20 protein-coding genes are annotated in these 21548 nt (G+C 71.1%); 9 read left to right on the plus strand and 11 right to left on the minus strand.

Annotation, left to right across the window (positions count from 1 at the left end):
* Positions 1–26: 26 nt before the first annotated feature.
* Positions 27–590 (minus strand): hypothetical protein, encoded by a 564-nt coding sequence (locus ACV530_RS09845; protein WP_494331933.1) that lies wholly within the window; start codon positions 588–590, stop codon positions 27–29.
* Between the two features lie 245 nt (positions 591–835).
* On the opposite strand from ACV530_RS09845, the gene ACV530_RS09850 reads away from it, so the two are divergent.
* Positions 836–1423 carry a hypothetical protein gene (locus tag ACV530_RS09850; protein WP_494331934.1) on the plus strand — a complete coding sequence of 196 codons (588 nt, stop codon included), beginning with the start codon at positions 836–838 and terminating at the stop codon, positions 1421–1423.
* A gap of 101 nt (positions 1424–1524) precedes the next feature.
* Here ACV530_RS09850 and ACV530_RS09855 read toward each other — a convergent pair whose 3' ends face one another.
* The 6 genes from ACV530_RS09855 to ACV530_RS09880 form a co-directional block, all read right to left on the minus strand.
* Positions 1525–4536, minus strand: coding sequence for an alpha-mannosidase (locus tag ACV530_RS09855; RefSeq protein ID WP_494331935.1), 3012 nt, complete (start codon positions 4534–4536; stop codon positions 1525–1527).
* Positions 4537–4564: 28 nt separating this feature from the next.
* Entirely contained in the window at positions 4565–6556 is a 1992-nt protein-coding gene (locus tag ACV530_RS09860; protein ID WP_494331936.1) for an endo-beta-N-acetylglucosaminidase, read from the minus strand.
* 249 nt (positions 6557–6805) lie between these two features.
* On the minus strand, positions 6806–8020 hold the full coding sequence (locus ACV530_RS09865) for a glycoside hydrolase 5 family protein (protein ID WP_494331937.1): 1215 nt from the start codon (positions 8018–8020) through the stop codon (positions 6806–6808).
* 13 nt (positions 8021–8033) lie between these two features.
* Positions 8034–8849 carry a carbohydrate ABC transporter permease gene (locus tag ACV530_RS09870; RefSeq protein ID WP_494331938.1) on the minus strand — a complete coding sequence of 272 codons (816 nt, stop codon included), beginning with the start codon at positions 8847–8849 and terminating at the stop codon, positions 8034–8036.
* On the minus strand, positions 8849–9736 hold the full coding sequence (locus ACV530_RS09875; RefSeq protein ID WP_494331939.1) for a carbohydrate ABC transporter permease: 888 nt from the start codon (positions 9734–9736) through the stop codon (positions 8849–8851). The genes ACV530_RS09870 and ACV530_RS09875 overlap by 1 nt, the downstream gene beginning before the upstream one ends.
* Before the next feature lie 8 nt (positions 9737–9744).
* A complete protein-coding gene (locus ACV530_RS09880) occupies positions 9745–11010 on the minus strand; it encodes an ABC transporter substrate-binding protein (RefSeq protein ID WP_494331940.1) in 1266 nt (421 codons plus the stop codon).
* A 138-nt stretch (positions 11011–11148) separates the two neighbouring features.
* On the opposite strand from ACV530_RS09880, the gene ACV530_RS09885 reads away from it, so the two are divergent.
* Positions 11149–12201 carry a LacI family DNA-binding transcriptional regulator gene (locus ACV530_RS09885; protein ID WP_494331941.1) on the plus strand — a complete coding sequence of 351 codons (1053 nt, stop codon included), beginning with the start codon at positions 11149–11151 and terminating at the stop codon, positions 12199–12201.
* Here the strand turns inward: ACV530_RS09885 and ACV530_RS09890 are convergent.
* The 3 genes from ACV530_RS09890 to ACV530_RS09900 all read right to left on the minus strand — a co-directional run bounded on the left by ACV530_RS09890 (position 12198) and on the right by ACV530_RS09900 (position 13623).
* A complete protein-coding gene (locus tag ACV530_RS09890) occupies positions 12198–13082 on the minus strand; it encodes a phosphorothioated DNA-binding restriction endonuclease (RefSeq protein WP_494331942.1) in 885 nt (294 codons plus the stop codon). The genes ACV530_RS09885 and ACV530_RS09890 overlap by 4 nt on opposite strands.
* 116 nt (positions 13083–13198) lie before the next feature.
* The gene (locus ACV530_RS09895; RefSeq protein WP_494331943.1) at positions 13199–13462 is read right to left on the minus strand and encodes a DUF6255 family natural product biosynthesis protein; all 264 of its coding nucleotides are present in this window, start codon (positions 13460–13462) and stop codon (positions 13199–13201) included.
* A complete protein-coding gene (locus tag ACV530_RS09900; protein WP_494331944.1) occupies positions 13462–13623 on the minus strand; it encodes a hypothetical protein in 162 nt (53 codons plus the stop codon). The genes ACV530_RS09895 and ACV530_RS09900 overlap by 1 nt, the downstream gene beginning before the upstream one ends.
* A 119-nt stretch (positions 13624–13742) precedes the next feature.
* On the opposite strand from ACV530_RS09900, the gene ACV530_RS09905 reads away from it, so the two are divergent.
* The 3 genes from ACV530_RS09905 to ACV530_RS09915 all read left to right on the plus strand — a co-directional run bounded on the left by ACV530_RS09905 (position 13743) and on the right by ACV530_RS09915 (position 16211).
* Positions 13743–14573, plus strand: coding sequence for a helix-turn-helix domain-containing protein (locus ACV530_RS09905; RefSeq protein ID WP_494331945.1), 831 nt, complete (start codon positions 13743–13745; stop codon positions 14571–14573).
* Positions 14570–14770 carry a DUF397 domain-containing protein gene (locus ACV530_RS09910; RefSeq protein ID WP_494331946.1) on the plus strand — a complete coding sequence of 67 codons (201 nt, stop codon included), beginning with the start codon at positions 14570–14572 and terminating at the stop codon, positions 14768–14770. The genes ACV530_RS09905 and ACV530_RS09910 overlap by 4 nt, the downstream gene beginning before the upstream one ends.
* A gap of 112 nt (positions 14771–14882) precedes the next feature.
* Complete coding sequence (locus ACV530_RS09915; RefSeq protein ID WP_494331947.1) at positions 14883–16211, plus strand: DUF2254 domain-containing protein; 1329 nt, start codon at positions 14883–14885, stop codon at positions 16209–16211.
* On the opposite strand, the gene ACV530_RS09920 is transcribed toward ACV530_RS09915, so the two are convergent.
* On the minus strand, positions 16174–17061 hold the full coding sequence (locus ACV530_RS09920) for a LysR family transcriptional regulator (protein WP_494331948.1): 888 nt from the start codon (positions 17059–17061) through the stop codon (positions 16174–16176). The genes ACV530_RS09915 and ACV530_RS09920 overlap by 38 nt on opposite strands.
* Positions 17062–17129: 68 nt before the next feature.
* On the opposite strand from ACV530_RS09920, the gene ACV530_RS09925 reads away from it, so the two are divergent.
* The 4 genes from ACV530_RS09925 (at position 17130) to ACV530_RS09940 (ending at position 21510) form a co-directional block, all read left to right on the plus strand.
* Complete coding sequence (locus ACV530_RS09925) at positions 17130–18050, plus strand: EamA family transporter (protein ID WP_494331949.1); 921 nt, start codon at positions 17130–17132, stop codon at positions 18048–18050.
* Positions 18051–18120: 70 nt separating this feature from the next.
* Positions 18121–19710: an ABC transporter substrate-binding protein gene (locus ACV530_RS09930; protein ID WP_494331950.1), complete on the plus strand. Its 1590-nt coding sequence runs from the start codon at positions 18121–18123 to the stop codon at positions 19708–19710.
* Positions 19707–20702, plus strand: a complete 996-nt coding sequence (locus tag ACV530_RS09935) for an ABC transporter permease (protein WP_494331951.1) — start codon at positions 19707–19709, stop codon at positions 20700–20702. The genes ACV530_RS09930 and ACV530_RS09935 overlap by 4 nt, the downstream gene beginning before the upstream one ends.
* Positions 20689–21510: an ABC transporter permease gene (locus ACV530_RS09940; RefSeq protein WP_494331952.1), complete on the plus strand. Its 822-nt coding sequence runs from the start codon at positions 20689–20691 to the stop codon at positions 21508–21510. Before ACV530_RS09935 ends, ACV530_RS09940 begins: the two co-directional genes overlap by 14 nt.
* Positions 21511–21548 lie beyond the last annotated feature (38 nt).

Consider the following 21548-nt stretch of genomic DNA (forward strand, 5'->3'; position numbering starts at 1 on the left):
CGTCGTCTCCGTGACCGTCGTCTCCGTCAGGAGACCCGGGCGACGCTGAGGATCACGCTGGGGATGAGCGGGCCGTCCGAGGGGCGGGTGGCGTCGAACTTCACCTTCTCGCCCTTGGACTTGACCCGTACGACGTCGCCCGCCTTGAGCGGCGTGACGGACTGCGAGACGACCACGTGCGTGCTGTGGGTCGCGGCCTGGCACAGGCGCACGCCGCTGTCGGACATGTCTCTGCCGTTGACCGAGAACCAGGTGTCCGCACACCCCCGGGTCGGGTCGTTGCCTTCCTGGACGCCCCCCTCCTCGGTGAACACCTGGGGCGCGACGACGAGCAGATAGGTGCCGTCGTGCTGGACCGTGACCGAATCCTTGGTGACGTCGACGCCGTTCCGGCCGTCGACCTGCTCGAACTGCACCGTCTTCACCGTGCCGTTCTGCTCCTGGTCGACGGCGGACGACAACTGGGCGAAATCGCTCCGGTGCGGAGAGGGCGGCGGCCCGCTCGCTCCGGCGGTCCCGGTGGCGACGACGGCCGCGGCCGTGATGGCCGCGGTGGCGGCGAGTGCGACGAGGGTACGGGGTGCGTACACAGGAGCCTCCCGGCAACTACCCAAGGTGGAATGTCGGGTATAGCGTATTGGCGGCTGTATGCCTGGTACGACCCGGAACGTTAGTACAGTTACTGCCTCTTTCGGCTGAGAACGGGTGTCCCCCGGTACTGCTGCGCTTCCGCCGCGCGGTGGAGCGCCACCGGCCCGTGGTGGGATGTGCCGCCCCTGCGGCGGACGGCACTGTGATCCCGTCACCTCGACAACACCCTTGCCAGGAGGAAGCAATGGCCCGCATGCGCCACCCCTTCGCCGTCTCCGCCGCGGCCCTCACCGTCTGTATGGCCGGCGGCACGCTGGCTCTCGGCACGACGGGATCGGCGTCGGCTGCGGCGGCCGAGACCGTCCGCAAGACCGAGGCCGTCCGGAAGACCGCCGACGAGCCCTCGCTCACCGGATCGGGCAAGCTCAAGCGCAAGCCCGGCGACAACGTCTATTTCACCTTCGACGCCCACGGGTTCGCCGACAAGGCGCACGGCACCTTCTCCGCCAGCCACCACATGGGCAAGCAGTGGGGCGGCTACTTCAAGGGCCGCATCGACTGCCTGCTGACCGGCGGTCCGGTCGCCGTGGCCACTGGCATCGTCACCGAGTCGCACTTCAAGGGCGCACCGGGCCTCCCGGCGATCGGGGACCTCAGAGGCAAGCGGTTCGGCTTCACCGTGCTCGACGACGGCAAGACGAACCGGCTCGGCTACAGCTGGGCCATGGACGGCGTACCGACGAACAGCGTCGGCAAGTGCATGGGCAGCGCCCCGTTCGAGACCCTGGAGAAGGGACACTTCAAGGTCCACCACTGGATGCCGAAGCGCTGACGCTACCGTCGTGGCTGGTCGCCGTCGCGGCGGGGAAGGACTCGGGGGCTCCGCCCCCGGGCCCCGGGGGCGGAGAGGCGACGAGCCGCGCCGGACAAGCCTCAGCGCGCAACCGCCAGCCGCAGCGTGACGATCTCGAACGACCGTAGCGTGAGCGGGATTTCGCCGTCCTCGGCACCGGCCGGCTCCAGGGGCCGTTCGAGCAGGTCGCAGTACGCGGCGGAGGCGAGCCCGAAACCGGGGGACACGGTCGCCCGTGCCCGGCCGCCCAGCGACTCGTAGAGCCGGACCACCACATCGCCGCTCCCGTCGTCCGCGAGCTTGACCGCCGACACCACGACCGCGTCGTTGTCCACCTCCACCAGCGGTACGACGGACGCGTCCCCCGGCACCCGCCGCTCGGGCAGGTTGATGCGGTGGCCTTCGCACACCGCGTCCGCGACCGACGCGCCCGGCACCAGCGCGTACCGGAAGCGGTGCACGCCCTGGTCCGTACGCGGGTCGGGGAAGCGCGGCGCCCGCAGCAGTGACAGCCGCACCGTCGTGGTCGTGCCGGGTTCGCGCGCCGAGCGCGTCACGTCGTAGCCGTACGTCGAGTCGTTGACCAGCGCCACGCCCCAGCCCGGCTCCTCCAGGTGCACGAAACGGTGCGCGCACGCCTCGAACTTGGCCGCGTCCCAGCTGGTGTTGGTGTGGGTCGGGCGGTACAGGTGTCCGAACTGCGTCTCGGCGGCGATGCGTTCCGTGCGGACGTCGAGCGGGAAGGCGGCCTTGAGGAACTTCTCCGTCTCGTGCCAGTCGACCTCGGTCGCCAGGTCCAAGCGCCGCGCACCCGCCGCCAGGGTGATGCGCTGCTCGACGCGGGAGCGGCCGAAGGAGCGGACCACCCGCACCCCGTCCTCCACCGGCTCCAGCAGCTCCGCCTCCGTGAGGTCCGTGACCGTGTTGCGGTAGAAGTGGTCGACGTCCCACGCATCCCACTGGTTCGGGAAGTCCTGGTGCAGCTGGAGCAGGTTCGCCGCCCCGCCCGGCGCCACCGCCTCGCGGCCGGTCTCCTTGTCGTACACGGAGACCACGAGCCCGCGCCCGTCGACCTCCGCCCGCAGCAGGCCGTTCTCGAGCACATGGCCGCCGCCCTCGCGCGGCCGGACCACGGACGGCGCGGGGCGGCAGCGCCCCGCAGGCGCGGCACCCAGCGCGGGAGCGCCCGCGCGCCGGTGCGGCGCGGCGTTGAAGGCGACGGTGCCACCGGACGAGGCGTCCCCGGCGAGCGCGGCCAGCGCGTCCCCGATGACGGCCTCCAGCTCGGCCGCCACCTCCGCGTACGTCTGCGCCGCCTCCCGGTGCACCCAGGCGATCGAGGTGCCCGGCAGGATGTCGTGGAACTGGTGCAGCAGCACCGTCTTCCACAGCCGGTCCAACTGATCGTACGGATACGGGAACCCGGCCCGCACCGCTGCCGTCGCCGCCCACAACTCGGCCTCCCGCAGCAGGTGTTCGGAGCGCCGGTTGCCCTGCTTGGTGCGGGCCTGGCTGGTCAGGGTCGCCCGGTGCAGCTCCAGGTACAGCTCGCCCACCCACACGGGTGCGTTCGCGTATTCCGCGTGCGCCTTCTCGAAGAACGCCGACGGCTTCTCGAAGACGACCCTCGCCGAGCCCTCCAGATCCGCCAGCCGCTTCGCCCGCGCCAGCATCTCGCGCGTCGTCCCGCCACCGCCGTCACCCCAGCCCGTCGGCGCGAGCGAGCGGGTGGCGCCGCCCTTCTCCTGGAAGTTGCGGACCGCGTGGGCGATCTCCTGGCCCGAGAGACGGGCGTTGTAGGTGTCGATGGGCGGGAAGTGGGTGAAGACCCGGGTGCCGTCCAGGCCCTCCCACCAGAAGGTGTGGTGCGGGAACTTGTTGGTCCGGCTCCACGAGATCTTCTGCGTCAGGAACCACTTCGCCCCCGCCAGCCGCACCAGCTGCGGCAGTGCGGCGGAGTAGCCGAACGTGTCGGGCAGCCACACCTCCTCCGTCTCGATGCCGAACTCCTCCAGGAAGAACCGCTTCCCGTGCACGAACTGCCGTGCCAGCGCCTCCGATCCGGGCATGTTCGTGTCGGACTCCACCCACATGCCGCCCACCGGAACGAAGCGGCCCTCCGCGACCGCCTTCTTCACCCGCGCGTACACCTCCGGCCGGTGCTCCTTGATCCAGGCGAACTGCTGGGCCTGGGACATGGCGTAGACGAAGTCCGGCTCGTCCTCCAGCAACGCGGTCATGTTGGCGGTGGTACGCGCCACCTTGCGCACCGTCTCGCGCAGCGGCCACAGCCACGCGGAGTCGATGTGCGCGTGCCCGACCGCACTGATCCGGTGCGCCGAGGCATGCGCGGGAGCGGACAGCACGCCCGTCAGCCGCTCGCGGGCGCGGGCCGCTGTGCCGCCCACGTCCTGGAGGTCGACGGCGTCCAGCGCCCGCTCGACGGCCCGCAGGATCTCCCAGCGGCGGGGCGTCTCCGGCGACAGCTCCGCCATCAGCTCGCCGAGCACCTCCAGATCGTGGACCAGCTCCCACACCGTCCGGTCGAAGACGGCCAGGTCCATGCGCGCCAGCCGGTAGCGCGGCTCGGCGTCCGCCGTCTCCCGGTCGCCCAGCTCGGTCGGCACGAACGGGTGGTAGTCCATGATGACGGGGTTCGAGGACGCCTCGATGTGCAGCACCACCTCCTCGCCGCCCGCGACCCGGTCGCCGATGCGCACCCACTGGTTGCGCGGGTTGAGCCCCTTCACCGGCGAGCCGTCCGGCCGGTAGACGAGGCCCTCGCACTGGAAGCCCGGCATGTTCTCGTCGAACCCGAGGTCGAGCAGCGCCTCGACCGTACGCCCCGCCCACGCCTCGGGAACGGTCCCGCGCACCGTGAACCAACTCGTGCCCCACGCCGGACCCCACGCGGCACCCACCTCGACCGGGACGCGCTCCGCGGCCAGCCCCTCCGCGACCGGCACGGGTTCGCCCGGCGCGTGCCACACGGTGACCTCGAGCGGCACCGACTCGGGATACACGGCCGGACGGATGCGCTCGTTGAGCACCCGCTCGAGACGGGATTCGGTGATGGTGCGGTCGTTGTGCATCAAGTGTCCTAACCGAGGAGGATGCGGGCTACCAGCGATACGTGACGGAGGCGGGAGGCGAGGCGGCGTACAGCTCGTCCACGGCGCGTACGTCGAGGACGGTGGCCGTCTCGCCGGCCGTACGACGCAGCGCCGGGACGTAGTAGGCATGCCCACACGTGCCGCCGAGGAAGCGGAAGCCGCCGCCGGGCAGCACCTGCCGCAGCTCGTAATGGCGCACGGCGCCGCTCGCCGCGCCCCAGGCGAGGCGCAGCGCGGCCGTGCCGCCGGGGCCCGGCGCGGCGGCGGTGACCGTCACCGGGCCCGGGCGTCCCGGCGGGGGCGGTGCCGCGTCGCGTACGGCCAGGGCGCCGAGCCGCCACCGGGCCGGTGTGCTGTGCGGGGCGGTCAGCCGTATGCCGAGCGCCTCGGCCGTCCGGCCGCGCAGCCGCACGGTGGTCGTGGTCCAGCGATGACCGTCGAGCCTGCCCGCGGGCAGGTACGCGGTGTGCCCGTCGACAGTGACCGCGAGCTCGACGAGCACGGGCGCCGAGCCCGGGTCCGCCCGGTGCGTCAACTCCACGACGGTGGCAGGGGACAGCGGCAGCCGCGCCGTGAACAGCTCGACCGTGGCGGGCGCGGTGAGGCGGCCTTCGACGAGCAGACTGCTGCCGCCGCGCCACGCGTCGGCGAAGTCGAAGCCCACGGAGGGGCGTTCGCCCGCCGTATGGATCAGCCAGCGGCGGCCGGGCAGCCGGTCCTGCAGCCCCAGGTGGTTCCACGCGGAGTCCGAGACCCGCTCCCCGCGCTCGTACCAGCCCAGGCCGTGACCGGTGTTGAAGCTCGTCGCGAACGGCAGCGCGGTGAGCGTCGAGCGGTCCGCGACGGAAGCGGCGGGTGGGCGCCACGGGCCGGTCTCCGGGCGGGACGGGTCCAGCGCGGCGCCCGACCAGAAGCGGTCGTCGCGGGCGTGGAAGGCGGCGGGGGAGCGGTCGTCCGCCTTCTTCCAGGTCCACTCGGGGCGGTAGAAGCCGAGTGAGGTGACATGGGGTACGTCTTGCGGCACGACCGCGTCCCAGTCGACCCGCGTGTCCCAGCCGCGCTCCTCGACGTCGATCCCGGCCCACAGCTCGTACGGGTCGCGGCCCAGGCGCCGGGCCCGCGCGGAGGAGGAGGCCAGACCGGCGCGCGTCCAGCCGAAGTTGACGAACATCGTGCCGGCGGAACGGAAGAAGGCCTCGTTGCGGTCGTTCAGCTCGTTCTGCCACGAGACGTCGCCGGTGATGGCCATGGCGTCGTACCAGGTGATGCGGAGACCTTCGCCGTGCGAGCGGAGGTGGGTGACGAAGTCCCGCATGTCCGCGCCGAGTCGGGCGTCGCCGCCGTCCGTTTCGGCGTTGAGGAACCAGCCGTCGAAACCGTGGGTACGGGCGACCCGGATCAGCTGGTCGGCGAGCGGGAAGCCGCCGTCGGGCGCGCGTCGCACCAGCTCCTGCGTCCAGCGGAGCCTGCCGCCGTACGCGGTCGGCGGCAGGAACACCGTGCCGAGGACGGGGACGCCGTTGCGGTGCGCGGCGTCCACGACCGGGGCGTTGGGGGCGAGGATCAGGCCCTCGCCCGAGGAGCCGCCCCAGAAGACGAGCTCGTCCAGGTACGCCCAGTGCGTGAACGCGTAGAAGTCGGCCATGCCCGAGCCCTGGGAGGGGTTGCCGGACGTGGGCGCGAACGCCGCGAGCGCGCTGACGCGGGCTTGGGCGGCGTGTGCGGTGGGGTTGGGCGGCGGCGGAGCGAAGCGGCGCGCCGCGAGCGGGACGGTCGCCCGGTTGAACGGCAGATCGGGATCCTCCTCCGGCCGCCAACGAGCGAGGCTGCGCCAGCGGATGCCGGGGGCGGGGGTGCCGGTGGGCAGACTGTCGGGGAACCAGTAGGAGGCGTACGGCTGGAGGTCGGTTGCGGTTGCGGCTGTGGCTGCTGCTCTGCGTGGTGCGGGTAGTGCGGTGGCCGCTGCGGCGGTGAGTACGGTGCGGCGTGAGACGTGCATGTGGCCTCCGTCGGTGGGTGGTTGCTGTTGGGGGAAGTACGCCCCGGTCCCGCCCTTTCTCCGTTTCCTGGGGCTGCGCCCCAGACCCCGCTTGTCGCGGCTCCGCCGCTCGTCCTCAATCGCCGGACGGGCTGGAAGGTGCCGGGCCGGGCACTATCAAGCCCGTCCGGCGATTGAGGACCAACGCGGCGAAGCCGCGTTGCGGGGGCCCGGGGGCTTCGCCCCCGGAGGAAACGGTGAAAGGGCGGGCTAGGGGAACAAAACCTCCGTAACCCCCCGCGCCGCCAAATACGCCGCATCCCCGGCCCGCCGGGCCAGCACCACCGCCGGCCGCCCCCCGCCGGAGGCGACCCGCATCCACGCCTCGAAAAACGCACCCCCCGGCGCACACACCCCCCGCCCCGGCGCCGCCTCGACGTCCAGGGCGAGGGCGACCCGGCGCGGCGACGGCCGGTCCGCGTCACGGGCCTCGCGGATCACCCGCGCGAACTCCTCACCCACCCGCTTGATCCGCCGGTCGTTCGTGAACAACCCCAGCCCGTACTCGAGTTCGGGGAAGTCCGCCAGCGCCCGGTCCACGTCGTGCGAGCACCACCACGTGACACCCCAGACATCCGGGCAGTCCAGCACGTTCTCCAGCGTCGCCCGCGTGAAGGCCGCCGCCCGCTCCGGCGGGATGTGGGGCGCGGGGGCGCCGACCTCCTGCAGCCACACCGGCCGCGACGGGTCCTCCGCCCAGGCCTTGGACAGTTCGACGAGGTACGCGGCGTGCAGCTCGGTGGCCGCGCCATCGCAACCATGGCGCTGCGCCGTGCCGTTGAAGACCCAGGAGTGCACCGCGGTCACCGCACCGAGCCGCGCGGAGTGCGCGGGCGTGAAGGGGTGCGCGCCGTCGTACCAGGCCACGTCGTACGACGCGTGCAGATGCATCCGCCCGGGCGCCGCACCCTCGCACGCATCCAGCATCCGCCGCAGCCATTGGTCAGCCTGCCCCGAAGTGATCCGGTCGGGGTCGGGATGCGGCGCGCTCGCGAACTGGTTGGTCTCGTTGCCGACCGTCATGCCGAGGAAGTTGGGCCGGTCGGCGAGCGCACCGGCGAGCACGGAGAGATAGCGCGCCTGCGCCTCGACGACGTCGGGGTCGGTGAAGAGGTTCCGCCGGTGCCAGGTCGTCGTCCAGGACGGAACGAAGTCGAAACTGGAGAGGTGGCCCTGCAGCCCGTCCACGCCCACGTCCAGCCCGCGTTCGGCCGCCGCGTCGACGAGCTGGAGGAGCTGGTCGACCGCCCGCGGCCGGATGAGCGTGCGGTTGGGCTGGAAGAGCGGCCAGACGGGGAAGACACGGATGTGGTCCACGTCCAGGGCCGCCAGGGAGTCCAGGTCGGCGCGGACGTCGTCGAGGTCGAAGTCGAGCCAGTGGTGGAACCAGCCGCGCGTGGGGGTGTAGTTGACGCCGAAGCGCATGCCCTATGTCCCTTCAGCTCTTGACGGCGCCCTCACCGACGCCACGGAAGAAGTACCGCTGGAGGCAGGCGAACATCACCACGAGCGGGGCGACCGCGATGACCGTTCCGGCGGCCACCAGCCGCGGGTTCTGCTGGAAGGTGCCGTGCAGGAAGTCGAGACCGACGGTCAGGGTGAACCGGTGTGCGTCCGAGAGCACGATCAGCGGCCACAGGAAGTCGTCCCACGCGCCCATGAAGGCGAAGATGGCGACGACGGCCAGCGAACCCCGCACCGACGGCAGCGCGATCCGGACGAACCGCTGCCACACGTTCGCCCCGTTGACGATCGCGGCCTCCTCGATCTCGTACGGTATGGCCGCGAACGCGTTGCGCATGATCAGGACGTTCAACGAGCCGACCGCACCCGGCAGGACGACGGCCGTGAGGGTGTTGTGGAGACCGAGGTCGCGCATCATCGTGAACTGCGCGATGACGATGGACTCCAGCGGCACGAGCAGCGCCAGGACGAAGGCCAGCCCCGCGACCCTCCGCCCCCGGAAGCGCAGCCGCGCCAGCGCGTACCCGGCCATGGACGCGCCCGCCAGATTGGTGAGCACGCTCGCGGCCGCGACCTTGAGCGAGTTCAGCGCGTAGTCCCAGACGGGGATGATGTCCGCGACCTCCGCGTAGTTGTGCGTGGTCGGATGCGCGGGCAGGAAGCGCGGCGGCGAGGTGTAGATGTCCTCGGTGGTGCCCTTGAACGAGGTGGACAGCTGCCACAGAAACGGGCCGACCGTGAGGGCCAGGACGAGGAGAAGCAGCAGATAACGCAGGGCGGTTCTCGGCATCAGGCATCGTCCTTGCGGCGGCCGGCACGTAGGACGATCAGCATCAGCACCAGCGTGATGGCGAAGACGACCAGTGAGAGCGCGGAGGCGTAGCCCACGCGGCCGTCGAGGCCGGTGCCCGTGCGCTGGACGAGCATCACGAGGGTGGTGTCCTGGCCCGCCGGCCCGCCGTTGGGGCCGGCCAGCAGGAAGACCTCGGAGAACACCTTGAACGCCGACACGGACGACAGCGCGCCGACCAGCACCATGGTGGGCCGCAGCGCGGGGACGGTGATGCTGACGAAGCGGCGCAGGGCACCGGCCCCGTCGACGGCGGCGGCCTCGTGCAGTTCGCGGGGGACGTTCGCGAGCGCGGCGAGATAGATGACCATGTAGTAGCCGAGGCCCTTCCACACCGTCAGGGCCATCGCGCTGAACAGCAGCAGCCATTCGTCGCCGAGGAAGTCGACGCGCCCCACGCCGACGGTGTGCAGCAGGCCGTTGACCAGGCCGCGGTCGTCGAGCATCCACTCCCAGATCAGGGCGACCACGACGACGGACGCCACGACCGGCGTGTAGAAGGCGGAACGGAAGAAGCCGATGCCGGGCAGGTGACGCTGCACGAGCAGGGCCAGCAGCAGCGGCAGCAGCACCGTGAAGGGCACGACGAGCAGCACATACAGGCCGCTGTTGCGCAGGGCGGTCCAGAACTGCTCGTCGCCCAGCATGTCCTGGAAGTTGCGCAGCCCCACCCACCCGCCGGGTGTGAGCGTACGGGCATCGGTGAACGCCTGCCGGACGGTGGTGAGAAAGGGATAGAGGCTAAAGGCGGCGATGATGCCGAGGCCCGGCAGGAGAAAGAGCCAGGGGGAGGCTGCCCGGTGGGTGCGAACGTGCTGTCCGGCCATGGCGCGAATCAGCTCCGCCTGAGCAGCTTGTCGCTCTGCGCGACCGCGTCGTCGAGCGCCTGCTGCGGGGACTTCTTGCCCTGCAGGGCCTTGGCGACCTCGTTGCGCAGAATCGTCTTCATCTCGTCGCTCATCACCACGGGGGTGTAATTCACCGCGCCCTTGAGCATCTTCGCGGAGGCGACGCGCACCCGGCCCGCGTCGGTGCCGTCGTCCTTCGTCCAGTACGGGTCGTCCAGCGAACCCTTGGTGCTGGGGAAGACAGCGACCTGGTGCGCGAAGGCCTCCTGGTTCTTCCGGCCGGTGACGAAGTGCGCGAAGGCGATGGCTGCCGCCTTGTGCTTGCTGCGGCTGCTGATGCCCAGGCCCATGACGTACATGTTCGGCCTGCCGGTGTTGTTGGGCGCGTCGGTGATGCCCAGATTGCGGTAGAGGCTCGGCGCGTTCTTCTTGAAGTTCTCCAGGTCGTGGGCGCTGCCGGGATTCATGGCGACCTTCTGCTCCAGGAACTTCTGGCCGACCTTGTCAGGGGTGTTGGTCAAGGCCTGCGGGTCGAGTCCGCCGTGTTCGTAGAGTTCCTTGTATTTGCCGAGCAGTTCGACGCCTTTCGGCTCGTTGTAGGTGAAAGCGGTGGCGTCGTCGTTCATCAGCCGCACGCCATAGCGGCCGAAGTCCTCGACGGACGGTGTGCCGCCGAGGGTGGCCGTCCGTCCGCCGGACTTCCGGGCCAGGGCGTCGGCGGTGGCGAACAACTCGGCATAGGTCTTCGGGGGTTTCTCGGGGTCGAGACCGGCGTCCTTGAACAGCGCCTTGTTGTAGAAGAGCGGGCCCGTGTTGAGATACCACGGGAAGGCATACGAACCGCCCAGCCCCGGCAGGGTATTGCCCTGCCAGGCGTCCTGTGTGTACTCGCCCTTGAACTTCTCCGCCGTCGTCTCCTTGTCCAGGTTCACCAGGACACCGGCTTTGGCCAGCGGATAGGAGAGATCCGGGGAGACGTTGACGACGTCGGGCAGGTTTCCGGCGGCCGCGTCGGCGCTGAGTTTGGTCGCGTAGTTGTCGGCGGGCTGGTCCAGCCAGGTGACCTTGACGGCCGGGTTCTGTTTCTCGAAGTCCTGGATCAGGGTGGTGAAGTACCCCTTGAAGTTCGCGCGCAGATTCCAGGTCTGGAAGGTGATGCGGTCGCCTGACGCACCGTCGTCGTCCGAACCGCAGGCGGTCAGCATCAGGGCGCAGGAGGTGAAGAGCACAGCGGCTCTGCGGGACGGGGACATGGCCGACGGACTCCTTCGGTCGGGGGCCGGGGAGGTGGCGTCCAAAAGGTGCACCCCGCAAGGGAGTCGAGTCAATACTTCCGCAACAAGCTAATGCGCTTTAGCCTGTTGTCGCCGAAGTGCCCGAGGAGTCGCCTCATGCGTCGTGTCCCGGCCCGCCGTCCCACGATCAAGGACATCGCCCGCCACGCGGGCGTCTCGGAGAGTGCGGTGTCCTTCGCCCTCAACGGCCGCCCGGGCGTCTCGGCCGTCACCCGCGACCGTGTCCGCCGGGTCGCCGAACAGCTCGGCTGGCAGCCCAGCGCGGCGGCCCGGGCCCTGTCCGGCGAGGGTTCGGCGACGGTCGGCCTCGTCCTGGCCCGGCCCGCCCGTACGCTCGGCACCGAATCGTTCTTCCTCCAACTCGTCTCCGGTGTGCAGGAGGCACTCGCCGTCCGCGGTCTCGGCCTGCTCTTCCAGGTCGTGGAGGACGTGGACGCCGAATGCGCGGTCCACCGCCGCTGGTGGGCCGAGCACCGCGTCGACGGACTGCTCGTCGTCGACCCCCGGGACCGCGATCCCCGCCCCGCGCTGCTGGCCGAACTCGGCCTGCCCGCCGTGGTGATCGGGGCCATGGCCGACGACGGATGTCACGGCGGCGCCGTCTCCTGCCTCTGGGCCGACGACGGTGCCGCCATGGCATCCGTCGTCGGCCACCTCTACGCGCTCGGGCACCGGCGCATCGTCCACATCGCCGGCCTGCCCGAACTCGCCCACACCCGGCGCCGCATCGACTCCCTGCGGGCCGAGGCCGCCCGCCGCGGCCTGCCGCACGTGACCTCCGTGACCACCGACTACTCCGACGCCCAGGGAGCCGAGGCCACCCGGCGCGTCCTCGCCGGACCGCACCCGCCCACCGCGATCGTCTACGACAACGACGTGATGGCGGTGGCCGGCCTCGCCGTCGCCGCCCGGAGCGGGGTGTCCGTACCTGGCGAACTCTCCATCGTCGCCTGGGACGACTCCGTCCTGTGCCGCGCCACCCACCCCCCGCTCACCGCCCTGGCCCGCGACACGGCCGCCTTCGGCCGACGCGCGGCCGAACAACTCATCGCCCTCCTCGACGGCGGCCCGCCGGTGAACGTCCAGGACACCGGCCCCCGCCTCACCCCGAGGGGCAGCACGGCCGCCGCGCCCTGCGGCGGTGCTTAGGCAGCGGGGCGTGGGGTGCCCTGGAAGACCTGGTTTGTGTGCCAGGAGCGGTAGTGCGCCGCAATGGGGCGGACGCCTGCTTGGGGACCGATGAGCGGACGGCAGGCGAGCGCTATGACGTGCTCGCGGGCGGCGGCGCTGTGGCCGATGAAGCGCTGTGAGACCAGGATCCGCCGGCCTTCGCCGATACCGAGGACACCCTTGTCGAACAGCTTGTGGTGCAACGAGCACAGGCACAGGCCGTTGTCGACGTCATCCGGGCCGTCGAACGCCCACCAGCGCACGTGCGCGGCCTCCAGACCGACCGGCGCGGTGCCGATCCTGCCGTCGTAGCCGCAGAAAGCGCAACGGTACTCGTAGGCCGTCAGCACCAGCTCCCGCATCCGCCGGTTCCGTCGTCTGCGCACGGCCGAGAACTGTGCCTCCACCGGCTCCAGTTCCAGGCCGACGGCCTCGCACAACTCGTTGTGCAGCGAGGGCGGGAAGTGCAGGTCGAGCAGTACTTGCGCCATCCGTCCGAGCAGTGACGGCTCCCGCCGCAGTGCCGCCCGAAGTTCCGGCACGAGCCGCCCGGCAGCCCCCGCCGCCCGCAACTCCCGCACCCCGCTGCCGGGGCTGCCCGATCCACGATCGGTACGCACTTCCCACACCCCGTCGCTGACCAGGTGGTGGAACGGGTAGGCGGGCGACGTCTTGTTGGGCGGACCGTACTCGGCCAGCAGCCGCTTCAAGTCCTCCTCCACCGCGCTGTACCGCAGCTCACCGTCGGCATTCTGCTGGAACCGGCCGAGGGCGTACAGGAACAGGAGCGGCTTGTGCGGAGCGCGTATCCCGCTTCTGGTCCACTGCCTCAGCTTCGCGGTGCGTTCGGTCCAGTCCATGATCGGGGATCGTAGCGGCGCCGAGGCGACGCCCCAACCGCCCCAGGCGTCACCCCCGTTCTTGCCGCGAAGGGTGACTGGCGAGTCGGGTACGGATTTCCCCACGAAAACTGCCCTCAGCCGGGAGGAAACCCGTACCCGGTTCGCCGTTCAGCATCTGGGCCAGGCCCGCCCCCACCCGCCACCCGCACCCTGACGCGGACGAAAGTGACCACGCCGGTGGCAGTGACGGTGGGAGACGGGCCGCGCCAAGCGGACGCCTCCCGCCACAGTGCCCCGTAGCTCTCGAAGCGACGGAGGCCGCAACGTCCGCACACCGCCACGCCGTCGGTGCTGGTCCACCACCAGGCGGGCAGGTGAGCACAGAGCGGGTGCGGCATCAATGGGCCTTTCGGAGGTGGCGGCCCATGGCCTCGATCCACTGCTGCGCGTTGTCGCGGTCCCCCGCGCGGGCCGCGGCGTTGTACGCCGCCTTGATCTGACGGCAGTCCGCGCAGGGCGCGGGGCGGAGCGGACGGTCGGGGCGCGAGATCGCGGGCATGGGCATACCTCTTCAGGTGGTCAACTACGTGGTGTGCTCCCAGCGTTGCGGACCGCGAGTACGCTCCGGAAGAGATTCATGTCCCATCCTCAAGCCTGGGAAAATAAGGGGCCACGCGCATGGCACGCCGCCCACGCGAGCTGACACCTGATCGGTCCGCCCGCCACTTGTTCGGGGCAGAGCTCCGCAGACACCGGGAGCTTGCGGGTATGAGCTTGGAGAGACTTGCGGCGATCGTGAAGTACAGCAGAAGTCACCTGGCTCGTATCGAGGTTGCGGAGCACATGCCGCCGCCGGACCTCCCCGCCAAGCTCGACGCAGCATTTGGCACGGACAGGCTGTTCGAGCGGTTGTACGGGGTCGCGCGACATGAGGCCCACCCGGACAAGTACCGACGCCGCATGGAGCTTGAGGCGCGGGCACGGTTCATCGCGGAGTACGCGGGGCACTTTGTGCCGGGTCTCGTTCAGACGGAGGACTACGCCCGTACGCTGTTCCGCATTGTCAGGCCACGGTCCTCCGAAGAGGAGATCGAGGAGAAGATCGCCGTCCGAATGGGCCGCCAGATGCTGCTCCGGGGAGATGCGCCACCTTTTCTCTCGTACGTTCTTGACGAGGCAGTCCTCCGTAGGCAGTTCGGCAGTGCAGAGATCTGGCGTGCGCAACTGGCTGTCCTGACCGCGTTGGTGGACACACCGACCAGCACTGTGCAGGTTCTGCCATTCAGCCACGGGGCACATGGCTTGATGGGTGGCTCGTTGGGTCTGTTCACCCTGGACGATGACACCACCGTTTCCTTCGAGGAGAGCGGCTCGACGGGCACGCTGTTCGAAGATCCGGAGATCGTGCGCGAGCACTACCGGGCCTACGATCTCGTCAGGGCTTACGCCTTGTCGCCGTGCGACTCCGCGGCCTTCATCCACACCGTTATGAAGGAGCTTCCCTCGTGATCAACGCAAGCATGTCAGCAGTGACGTGGAGGAAGAGCAGCCACAGCAACGGTGATGGCGGTACGTGCCTCGAATGGGACCCCACCCTCATACCCACCGGCACCATCCCCATACGCGACAGCAAGCGCCCCCACGGCCCCGCCCTGCTCTTCCCTGCCCCGGCCTGGCAAGCCTTCGTCGCTACCGTCCACGCATAGTCCAGCCCAACCTCCCACGGTCGCCGCCCCGCACCGCGGCGGTTAGCCCGTCCGGCGCACGCACGCGCGCGCAGCCGCGCGGTGCGGGGGAACCTGCGGGCGGGAGGTGACCATGCAACCGGTACGGCGAGGCGCCCGAGCCGCGGCGCTCGGGGAGTATCTGCGCGGTGCCCTGTGGGCCCTGCCGGGGGCGGCCGGGGCGCTGGCGCTGGTGGCGGGGAGTCTGCTCTCGCGCGTACGGATCCCGCCGGACTCGGTGTGGCGCCCGCTCGCCTTCGCCGGTACCGCGGACGACGCCCGTCAGGCGCTGATCACGATCGCCTCGACCATCGTGACCGTGATCGCGCTGGTCCTCGGCCTGACGATCGTCACCCTCCAGCTGGCCTCGACCCAGTTCTCGCCCCGGCTCCTGCGCAACTTCCTGCGCGACCGCCCCAACCAGGTGGTGCTCGCCACCTTCATCGCCACGTTCGCCTACAGCACCGCCGGGCTCTATACCGTTCGTGCCACCGGCGGCGCGGACTTCCCCCGGCTCGCCGTCTCCGGGGCGATCGCGCTGATCTTCCTCAGCCTCGGGATGCTGGTGTTCTTCGTGCACCACATCGTGCACTCGATCAAGATCGACACGATCATGACCTCGGTCGCGGAGATCGCCGCCCGTGCCGTGCGCCTCTACACCCCGGAGGGTCCCGGCACCGACCGCGCCGGACCGGTCCCGCCGCCGGAAGCGCTCGCGCTGGCCGCCCCGCGCTCCGGGTATGTGCAGGCCGTGCACCTCGACCCGCTGCTGGAGACCGCCGAGGCCCAGGACGCGGTGGTGGCGATCGTCCCCCGGGTCGGCGACCACGTCGTGGCCGGGGCGGCGCCGCTGGCCCTGGCCTGGCCGCGCCGGGGTGGCCCGCCGGTGAACGCCCCCGCGCTGGAGCACGCGTTGCACCACGCCGTACGGATCGGCACGGAGCGCACCCTGCAGCAGGACGCGATGTTCGGCCTCCGCCAGCTCGTCGACATCGCGCTGCGGGCGCTCTCGCCCGCGGTCAACGACCCGTACACCGGCGTCCAGACGCTCGACCGGCTCTCGGTCCTCATCAGCTTGCTGGGCACGCGTGCCCTCGGCGACGACATCAGGACGGACGGGTCGGGCGTGATCAGGGTGACCGTCTCCGGGCCCGCCTTCGCCGACTACCTCGACCTCGCGTGCGGCCAGATCCGCCGCTACGGCGCCGCCGAACCCGCCGTCTGCCTGGCCCTGTTGCGCCTGCTGGCCACGGCCGCCGCCTCCGTCACCGACCCGCACCGCCGGGCCGCGGTCACCGGGCAGGCCCGGCTCGTCCTGGCCGACGCCGAGGCCCGCATCGCCCGCCCCGCGGACCGGGTGGCGGTCCGCGAACTCGGCGCCCGGCTCATGTCGATGGGGTCGATGGGGTCGACGGAGGCGTAGCCACCAGCTCACGGGCCAGACGGACCAGGTCCGGGATCGCCGGGTGGCCCGGGATGCCGTCGTGCCAGGCCAGGAGCAGGGGCACCGGCGGGGCGTCGGTCAGCGGGCGGTAGGCGATGGACGGGTGCTTGTGCAGGCGGGGCGTCGCCGACGTCGAGACGCCCACGGCCCGGCCCACGGCGATGGCGGTCAGCCACTCGTCGGTGTTGGTGACCTCGATGGTCGCCGTGGGACGCGCGGCGGCGGGCCAGAGGTCCAGGGTGGTCGTGCCCGCCACGGTGTTCAGGGCGATCGGCCACGCCGCGAGATCCGCCAGCGTGAGGGTGTCGCGCTCGGCGAGGTCACTGTCCGCGGGCAGCGCCGCCACCCGTTCCTCCTCCAGCAGCAGTTCCGTGACCAGCCCCGGCGCCGTCACCTTTCCGCGCAGCAGCGCGACATCGACCCTGCCCTGGGTGAGCCCTGCCGTACGGTCGTCGATGCGCCGCAACTCCAGTGGTGTACCGGGGTGTTGCTCGTCCCAGCGGCGCAGCAGTGGGATGGTGTGGTCCCCGAGCCCGGCCCAGGGATGGCCGAGGCGCAGGGGTAGAGCCGTCAGCGAGCGGGGGTCGAGGGCGGCGTCCACGGCGGCCAGCGCGGCGGCGGCCTTGTCGCGGAACATCCGGCCCGCCGCCGTGAGTTCGAGGTGGTGCGTGGAGCGGTCGATCAGGCGTACGCCGAGATGGCTCTCGAGTTGGCGCAGCGTACGGGAGAGAGCGGGCTGGCCGGTGTGCAGCCGGGCCGCCGCGCGCGTGATCGTGCCCTCCTCGGCTATGGCGAGAAAGGCACGAAGATGACGGAGCTCCATGGTCATGCCTGCGAAGCATAACCGCCGTTCAGCCAGCATTTCACGCGGAGTCGGCGGCCTCCTAGCTTGGGGCCATGACAAACATCAGGTTCGGGGCGGCGCAGAACGCACCGACAACCGGCCGCATCCGCAGGGCGACCGCGCCCGCCGGTGCCGGCAGCCTCGGCGGCATCGGGCTGGTCCTGGCCGGCGCCCTCTCGGTGCATTTCGGTTCCGCCGTCGCCACCCTGCTCTTCCCGCGTGCCGGGGCCCTCGGTGTGGTGGCGCTGCGGGTGACGATCGCGGCTGTGCTGCTGCTGGTCGTCTGCCGCCCCCGGCTGCGGGGTCACAGCCGTACGGACTGGGCCGTCGCCTGCGGCTTCGGGCTCGCGCTCGGCGGCATGAACATCCTCTTCTATCAGGCGATCGACCGGATCCCGCTGGGTCTGGCGGTGACCTTGGAGGTCTTCGGGCCGCTCCTGCTGTCCGTCGTCGCCGCGCGCCGGGCGATGAGCCTGGTGTGGGCAGGGCTGGCGCTCGCGGGCGTCGTCCTGCTCGGGCAGGGGGAGTTCGGCCGGATCGACCTGGCGGGAGCCTCCTTCGCGCTCGGCGCGGGCGCCATGTGGGCGGCGTACATCGTCTTCAACTCCCGTGCCGGGGCGCGGTTTCCGCGCCTGGACGGGCTGGCCGTGGCGATGGCCGTGGCCGCGCTGGTGAGCCTGCCGCTGGGCATCGCTTCCGCGGGCACCACGCTGCTCGATCCCGAGGTGCTGGGGCTCGGGCTGGCCGTCGCGCTGCTGTCCTCGGGCCTGCCGTACACGCTGGAGCTGCTGGCCCTGCGCCGCTTGCCCGCGGCGACCTTCGCGGTGCTGATGAGCCTGGGTCCGGCGATCGCGGCGGTGGCCGGCTTCCTGGTGCTGGGGCAGAAGCTGTCGGCCCTGCAGTGTCTGGCGATCCTCCTGGTCGTGACGGCCGGCGCGGGGGCGGTGCGGACGGGAGGCCGACCCCGATCATGACCAGTCCTTTGCATGAGATTTAATTGCAACAGGTTTGCAAGAACAATTGATCGTGAGTAGAGGTGTGGCCATGACGGCCCGGTCCATACGGGGAGTGGCCGTCACGGCCATGGCAGGCGTCCTGATCGCGGGCGCGGCGGCCTGCGGAAAGCCCGGCGGGGGAGCGCAGGGCGGCAAGGACTCGCTCGTCGTCGGGCTCGCCAATGAACCGGAGACGCTCAGCCCCCTCCTCGGCTACGGCAAGGACGGCAACTCCAAGATCTTCGACGGGCTGCTGCGCCGCGACGCGGACATGAAGCTCCGGCCGGCGCTGGCCGCCGCCCTCCCGGAGGTGGGCGACGACGGCCGGACGTACACCTACAAGCTCCGGCACGGGGTGAAGTTCAGCGACGGCGAGCCGTTCACCGCCAAGGACGTGGTCTTCACCTACGAGAGCATCCTCGACAAGAAGACCAACAACGAGGCCAAGGCCGAGCTCGACGCCATCGACAGCGTCACCGCGCGCGGTGACGACACCGTCGTCTTCAAGCTGAGGTACGCCTACGCGCCGTTCGCCGAGCGCACCGTCCTGCCGATCGTCCCCGAGCACGCGGCCAAGGGCCAGGACGTCAACACCGGTTCGTTCAACACCAAGCCCATCGGCACCGGCCCGTACGTCCTCACCGGCTGGAGCAAGGGCGAGAAGCTCACGTTCAAGGCCAACCCCGGCTACTGGGGCGGCGCTCCGAAGGTCAGGAAGCTGACGATGGCGATCATCAAGGACGATGACATCCGCGCCACCCGGCTGCGCTCCGGCGACCTCGACGGCGCCATCCTCCCCCCGAACCTCGCCGACGGCTTCAAGAAGGACTCGGGCAGGAAGACCGTCACGGCCCGGACCACCGACTTCCGCGGTGTGACGCTGCCCAGCGCCAACAAGGTCACCGGCGACCTGGCCGTCCGCCGCGCGCTCGACCTCGCCGTGGACCGCAAGGCCATGGTCGCCAAGCTGCTCGAGGGCGCGGGCCGCGAGGGCTACGGGCCGGTGCCGACCGACAGCCCGTGGTTCGCCAAGGGCACCGAGCGCCCGTACGACCTCGACAAGGCGAAGAAGCTGCTCGACGACGCGGGCTGGAAGGCCGGCGACGGCGGGATCCGCGAGAAGGACGGGCAGAAGGCCGAGTTCACCCTCTGGTTCCCCGCCGGTGACAAGCTCCGCCAGGACCACGCGCTCGCCTTCGCCTCCGACGCCAAGAAGGCCGGCATCAAGGTCACCGTGCAGAGCGGCACCTGGGAGGTCATCGAGCCGCGGATGAAGAACGACGCGGTCCTCGCCGGCGGCGGCAACCCGGCCGACCCCGACTTCGACCTCTACAACCTCCTCCACTCCTCCCTCGCCCTCGACGGCTTCAACAACATGGCCGCGTACACCAGCCCCGAGGTCGACAAGGCCCTGGAGGAGGGCCGCCGCAGCGGTGACAAGGCCGCGCGCAAGGCCGCGTACGACAAGGTCCAGCGCGCCCTCGCCGACAACCCCGGCTATGTCTTCTTCACCCACGTCGACCACCTCTACGTCGTGAACGACGGCTGGAAGAACCTCACCACCCAGGTCGAGCCGCACGACCACGGCCTCGGCGCCGGACCGTGGTGGAACGTCGAGGACTGGCAGCCGAAGCGGTGACCGCACGGCTCCCGTGGGGGCCGATGGCGCGCCTGGCGGGACGGCGGCTGCTGGCCGCCGTCCCCGTGCTCGCCGTCGTGACCTTCGCCGTCTTCGCCATCGCCGCCGCCTCGCCCTTCGACCCGGTCAAGGCGTACTCCGGCGCCACCGGGCTCGGCGCGGGCCGCGCCGTCCTCGACCAGCTGCGCGAGAACCTCGGCGCCGACCAGCCCTTCGTGGTCCGCTGGTGGGACTGGCTCACCGCCGCCCTCACCGGCGACCTCGGCGACTCCACCGCCCTGCGCGAGCCGGTGGGCCAGGTCATCGGCGAACGCATCGGCTGGTCCGTCCTGTTGTGCACCGTCGCCTTCGTCCTCGCCGTGGCCGTCGGCACCGTGCTCGGCGTGCTCGCCGCCCGCCGCCGGGGCCGCCTGTTCGACCGGGCCGTCACCTCGCTGGCCTATCTGCTGGAGGCGGCGCCCCCGTTCTGGCTCGGACTGCTCGCGGTCTGGTTCTTCTCGTTGAGGCTGGACGTCCTCCCCGCGGGCGGGCTCACCGACACCGGGAGCGACGCCGTCACCGCGGGCCAGGTCGCCGGGCATCTGGTGCTCCCGGCGGCCGTGCTGGCGCTCACCCAGCTGCCGTGGTTCGTGCTGTACGTACGCCAGGGCGTCGGCGACGCCCTGGACGAGGACCCCGTACGCGGCGCCCGCGCCCGCGGCCTGCGCGAGCGGACCGTCCTGACCGGACACGCCCTGCGGTCCGGGCTGCTGCCCGTCCTCACCCTCATCGGCTCGCGCGTGCCCGAACTCATCACCGGCGCCCTGCTGGTGGAGACCGTCTTCAGCTGGCCCGGCATCGCCTCCGCGACCGTCGAGGCCGCCACCGGCGCCGACTTCTCCCTGCTCGCCGCGCTGACCGTGCTCGCCACGGCCGCCGTGCTGGTGGGCAACCTGCTGTCCGACCTGCTGTACGGACTGGCCGACCCGAGGGTGGCCCATGACGAGATGTAGGGGCGCCGCGAGCGCCGCCGTGCTCGCCGTCGTCGTCCTGGCCGTGCTGGTCGTGCCGTTCGCCGTGCCGGTCGACGAGCAGGCCGTCGATCTCGCCGCGAAGCTCCAGCCGCCCTCCTGGTCCCACCCCTTCGGTACCGACGAGGTCGGCCGCGATCTGCTGTTGCGCTGTGTGTACGGGCTGCGGGTCTCGCTGCTCCTCGGCGTCGTCGCCGCGCTCGCCGCCACCGTCGCCGGCACGGCCGTCGGGGCGCTCGCGGGCGCGCTCGGCGGGTGGGCGGACCGGCTGACGATGCGGGTCGTCGATCTCTTCTCCGCCGTCCCGCATTTGCTGGTGGGCATCGTCGTCGTGGCGATGTTCCGGCCCGGGATCTGGCCGGTGATCGCGTCGGTTGCGGTTACCCATTGGCTGTCGACGGCGAGGATCGTCCGGGCCGAGGTGTTGTCGCTGCGCTCCCGGCCGTACGTCGACGCGGCGCTGTCGGGCGGGTCGTCGCGGTGGCGGATCACCGTGCGGCATCTGCTGCCCGGGGTGCTGCCGCAGGCGGGGCTGGCGGCTGTGCTGATGGTGCCGCATGCGATTTGGCATGAGTCGGCGCTGTCCTTTCTCGGGCTGGGGCTGCCCGCGCAGCAGGCGAGCCTCGGCACGATGGCGCAGGCCGCGCGTGGTTCGCTGCTCGCGGGGAGCTGGTGGCCGACGCTGTTTCCCGGGCTGTTCATCGTCGTGCCGACGTTGGCGATCGCGGGGGTGGCTGGGGTGTGGCGGGATCGGTTGAATCCGCGCCGTCGATCGGAGTTGACGCTGTGAGGGGTTTTGCCCCGGGCCCGCCCTTTCACCGTTTCTTC

The sequence above is a fragment of the Streptomyces sp. SX-6 genome, from assembly GCF_059089585.1.

Bases quoted from the DNA above. Each gene is read 5' to 3' on its own strand.
- ACV530_RS09875 (WP_494331939.1), bottom strand. From the start codon at position 9,736: ATGGCCGGACAGCACGTTCGCACCCACCGGGCAGCCTCCCCCTGGCTC.
- ACV530_RS09885 (WP_494331941.1), top strand. From the start codon at position 11,149: ATGCGTCGTGTCCCGGCCCGCCGTCCCACGATCAAGGACATCGCCCGC.
- ACV530_RS09860 (WP_494331936.1), bottom strand. From the start codon at position 6,556: ATGCACGTCTCACGCCGCACCGTACTCACCGCCGCAGCGGCCACCGCA.
- ACV530_RS09905 (WP_494331945.1), top strand. From the start codon at position 13,743: ATGGCACGCCGCCCACGCGAGCTGACACCTGATCGGTCCGCCCGCCAC.
- ACV530_RS09900 (WP_494331944.1), bottom strand. From the start codon at position 13,623: ATGCCCGCGATCTCGCGCCCCGACCGTCCGCTCCGCCCCGCGCCCTGC.
- ACV530_RS09880 (WP_494331940.1), bottom strand. From the start codon at position 11,010: ATGTCCCCGTCCCGCAGAGCCGCTGTGCTCTTCACCTCCTGCGCCCTG.
- ACV530_RS09850 (WP_494331934.1), top strand. From the start codon at position 836: ATGGCCCGCATGCGCCACCCCTTCGCCGTCTCCGCCGCGGCCCTCACC.
- ACV530_RS09920 (WP_494331948.1), bottom strand. From the start codon at position 17,061: ATGACCATGGAGCTCCGTCATCTTCGTGCCTTTCTCGCCATAGCCGAG.
- ACV530_RS09855 (WP_494331935.1), bottom strand. From the start codon at position 4,536: ATGCACAACGACCGCACCATCACCGAATCCCGTCTCGAGCGGGTGCTC.
- ACV530_RS09940 (WP_494331952.1), top strand. From the start codon at position 20,689: ATGACGAGATGTAGGGGCGCCGCGAGCGCCGCCGTGCTCGCCGTCGTC.
- ACV530_RS09865 (WP_494331937.1), bottom strand. From the start codon at position 8,020: ATGCGCTTCGGCGTCAACTACACCCCCACGCGCGGCTGGTTCCACCAC.
- ACV530_RS09930 (WP_494331950.1), top strand. From the start codon at position 18,121: ATGACGGCCCGGTCCATACGGGGAGTGGCCGTCACGGCCATGGCAGGC.
- ACV530_RS09925 (WP_494331949.1), top strand. From the start codon at position 17,130: ATGACAAACATCAGGTTCGGGGCGGCGCAGAACGCACCGACAACCGGC.
- ACV530_RS09890 (WP_494331942.1), bottom strand. From the start codon at position 13,082: ATGGACTGGACCGAACGCACCGCGAAGCTGAGGCAGTGGACCAGAAGC.
- ACV530_RS09895 (WP_494331943.1), bottom strand. From the start codon at position 13,462: ATGCCGCACCCGCTCTGTGCTCACCTGCCCGCCTGGTGGTGGACCAGC.
- ACV530_RS09870 (WP_494331938.1), bottom strand. From the start codon at position 8,849: ATGCCGAGAACCGCCCTGCGTTATCTGCTGCTTCTCCTCGTCCTGGCC.
- ACV530_RS09915 (WP_494331947.1), top strand. From the start codon at position 14,883: ATGCAACCGGTACGGCGAGGCGCCCGAGCCGCGGCGCTCGGGGAGTAT.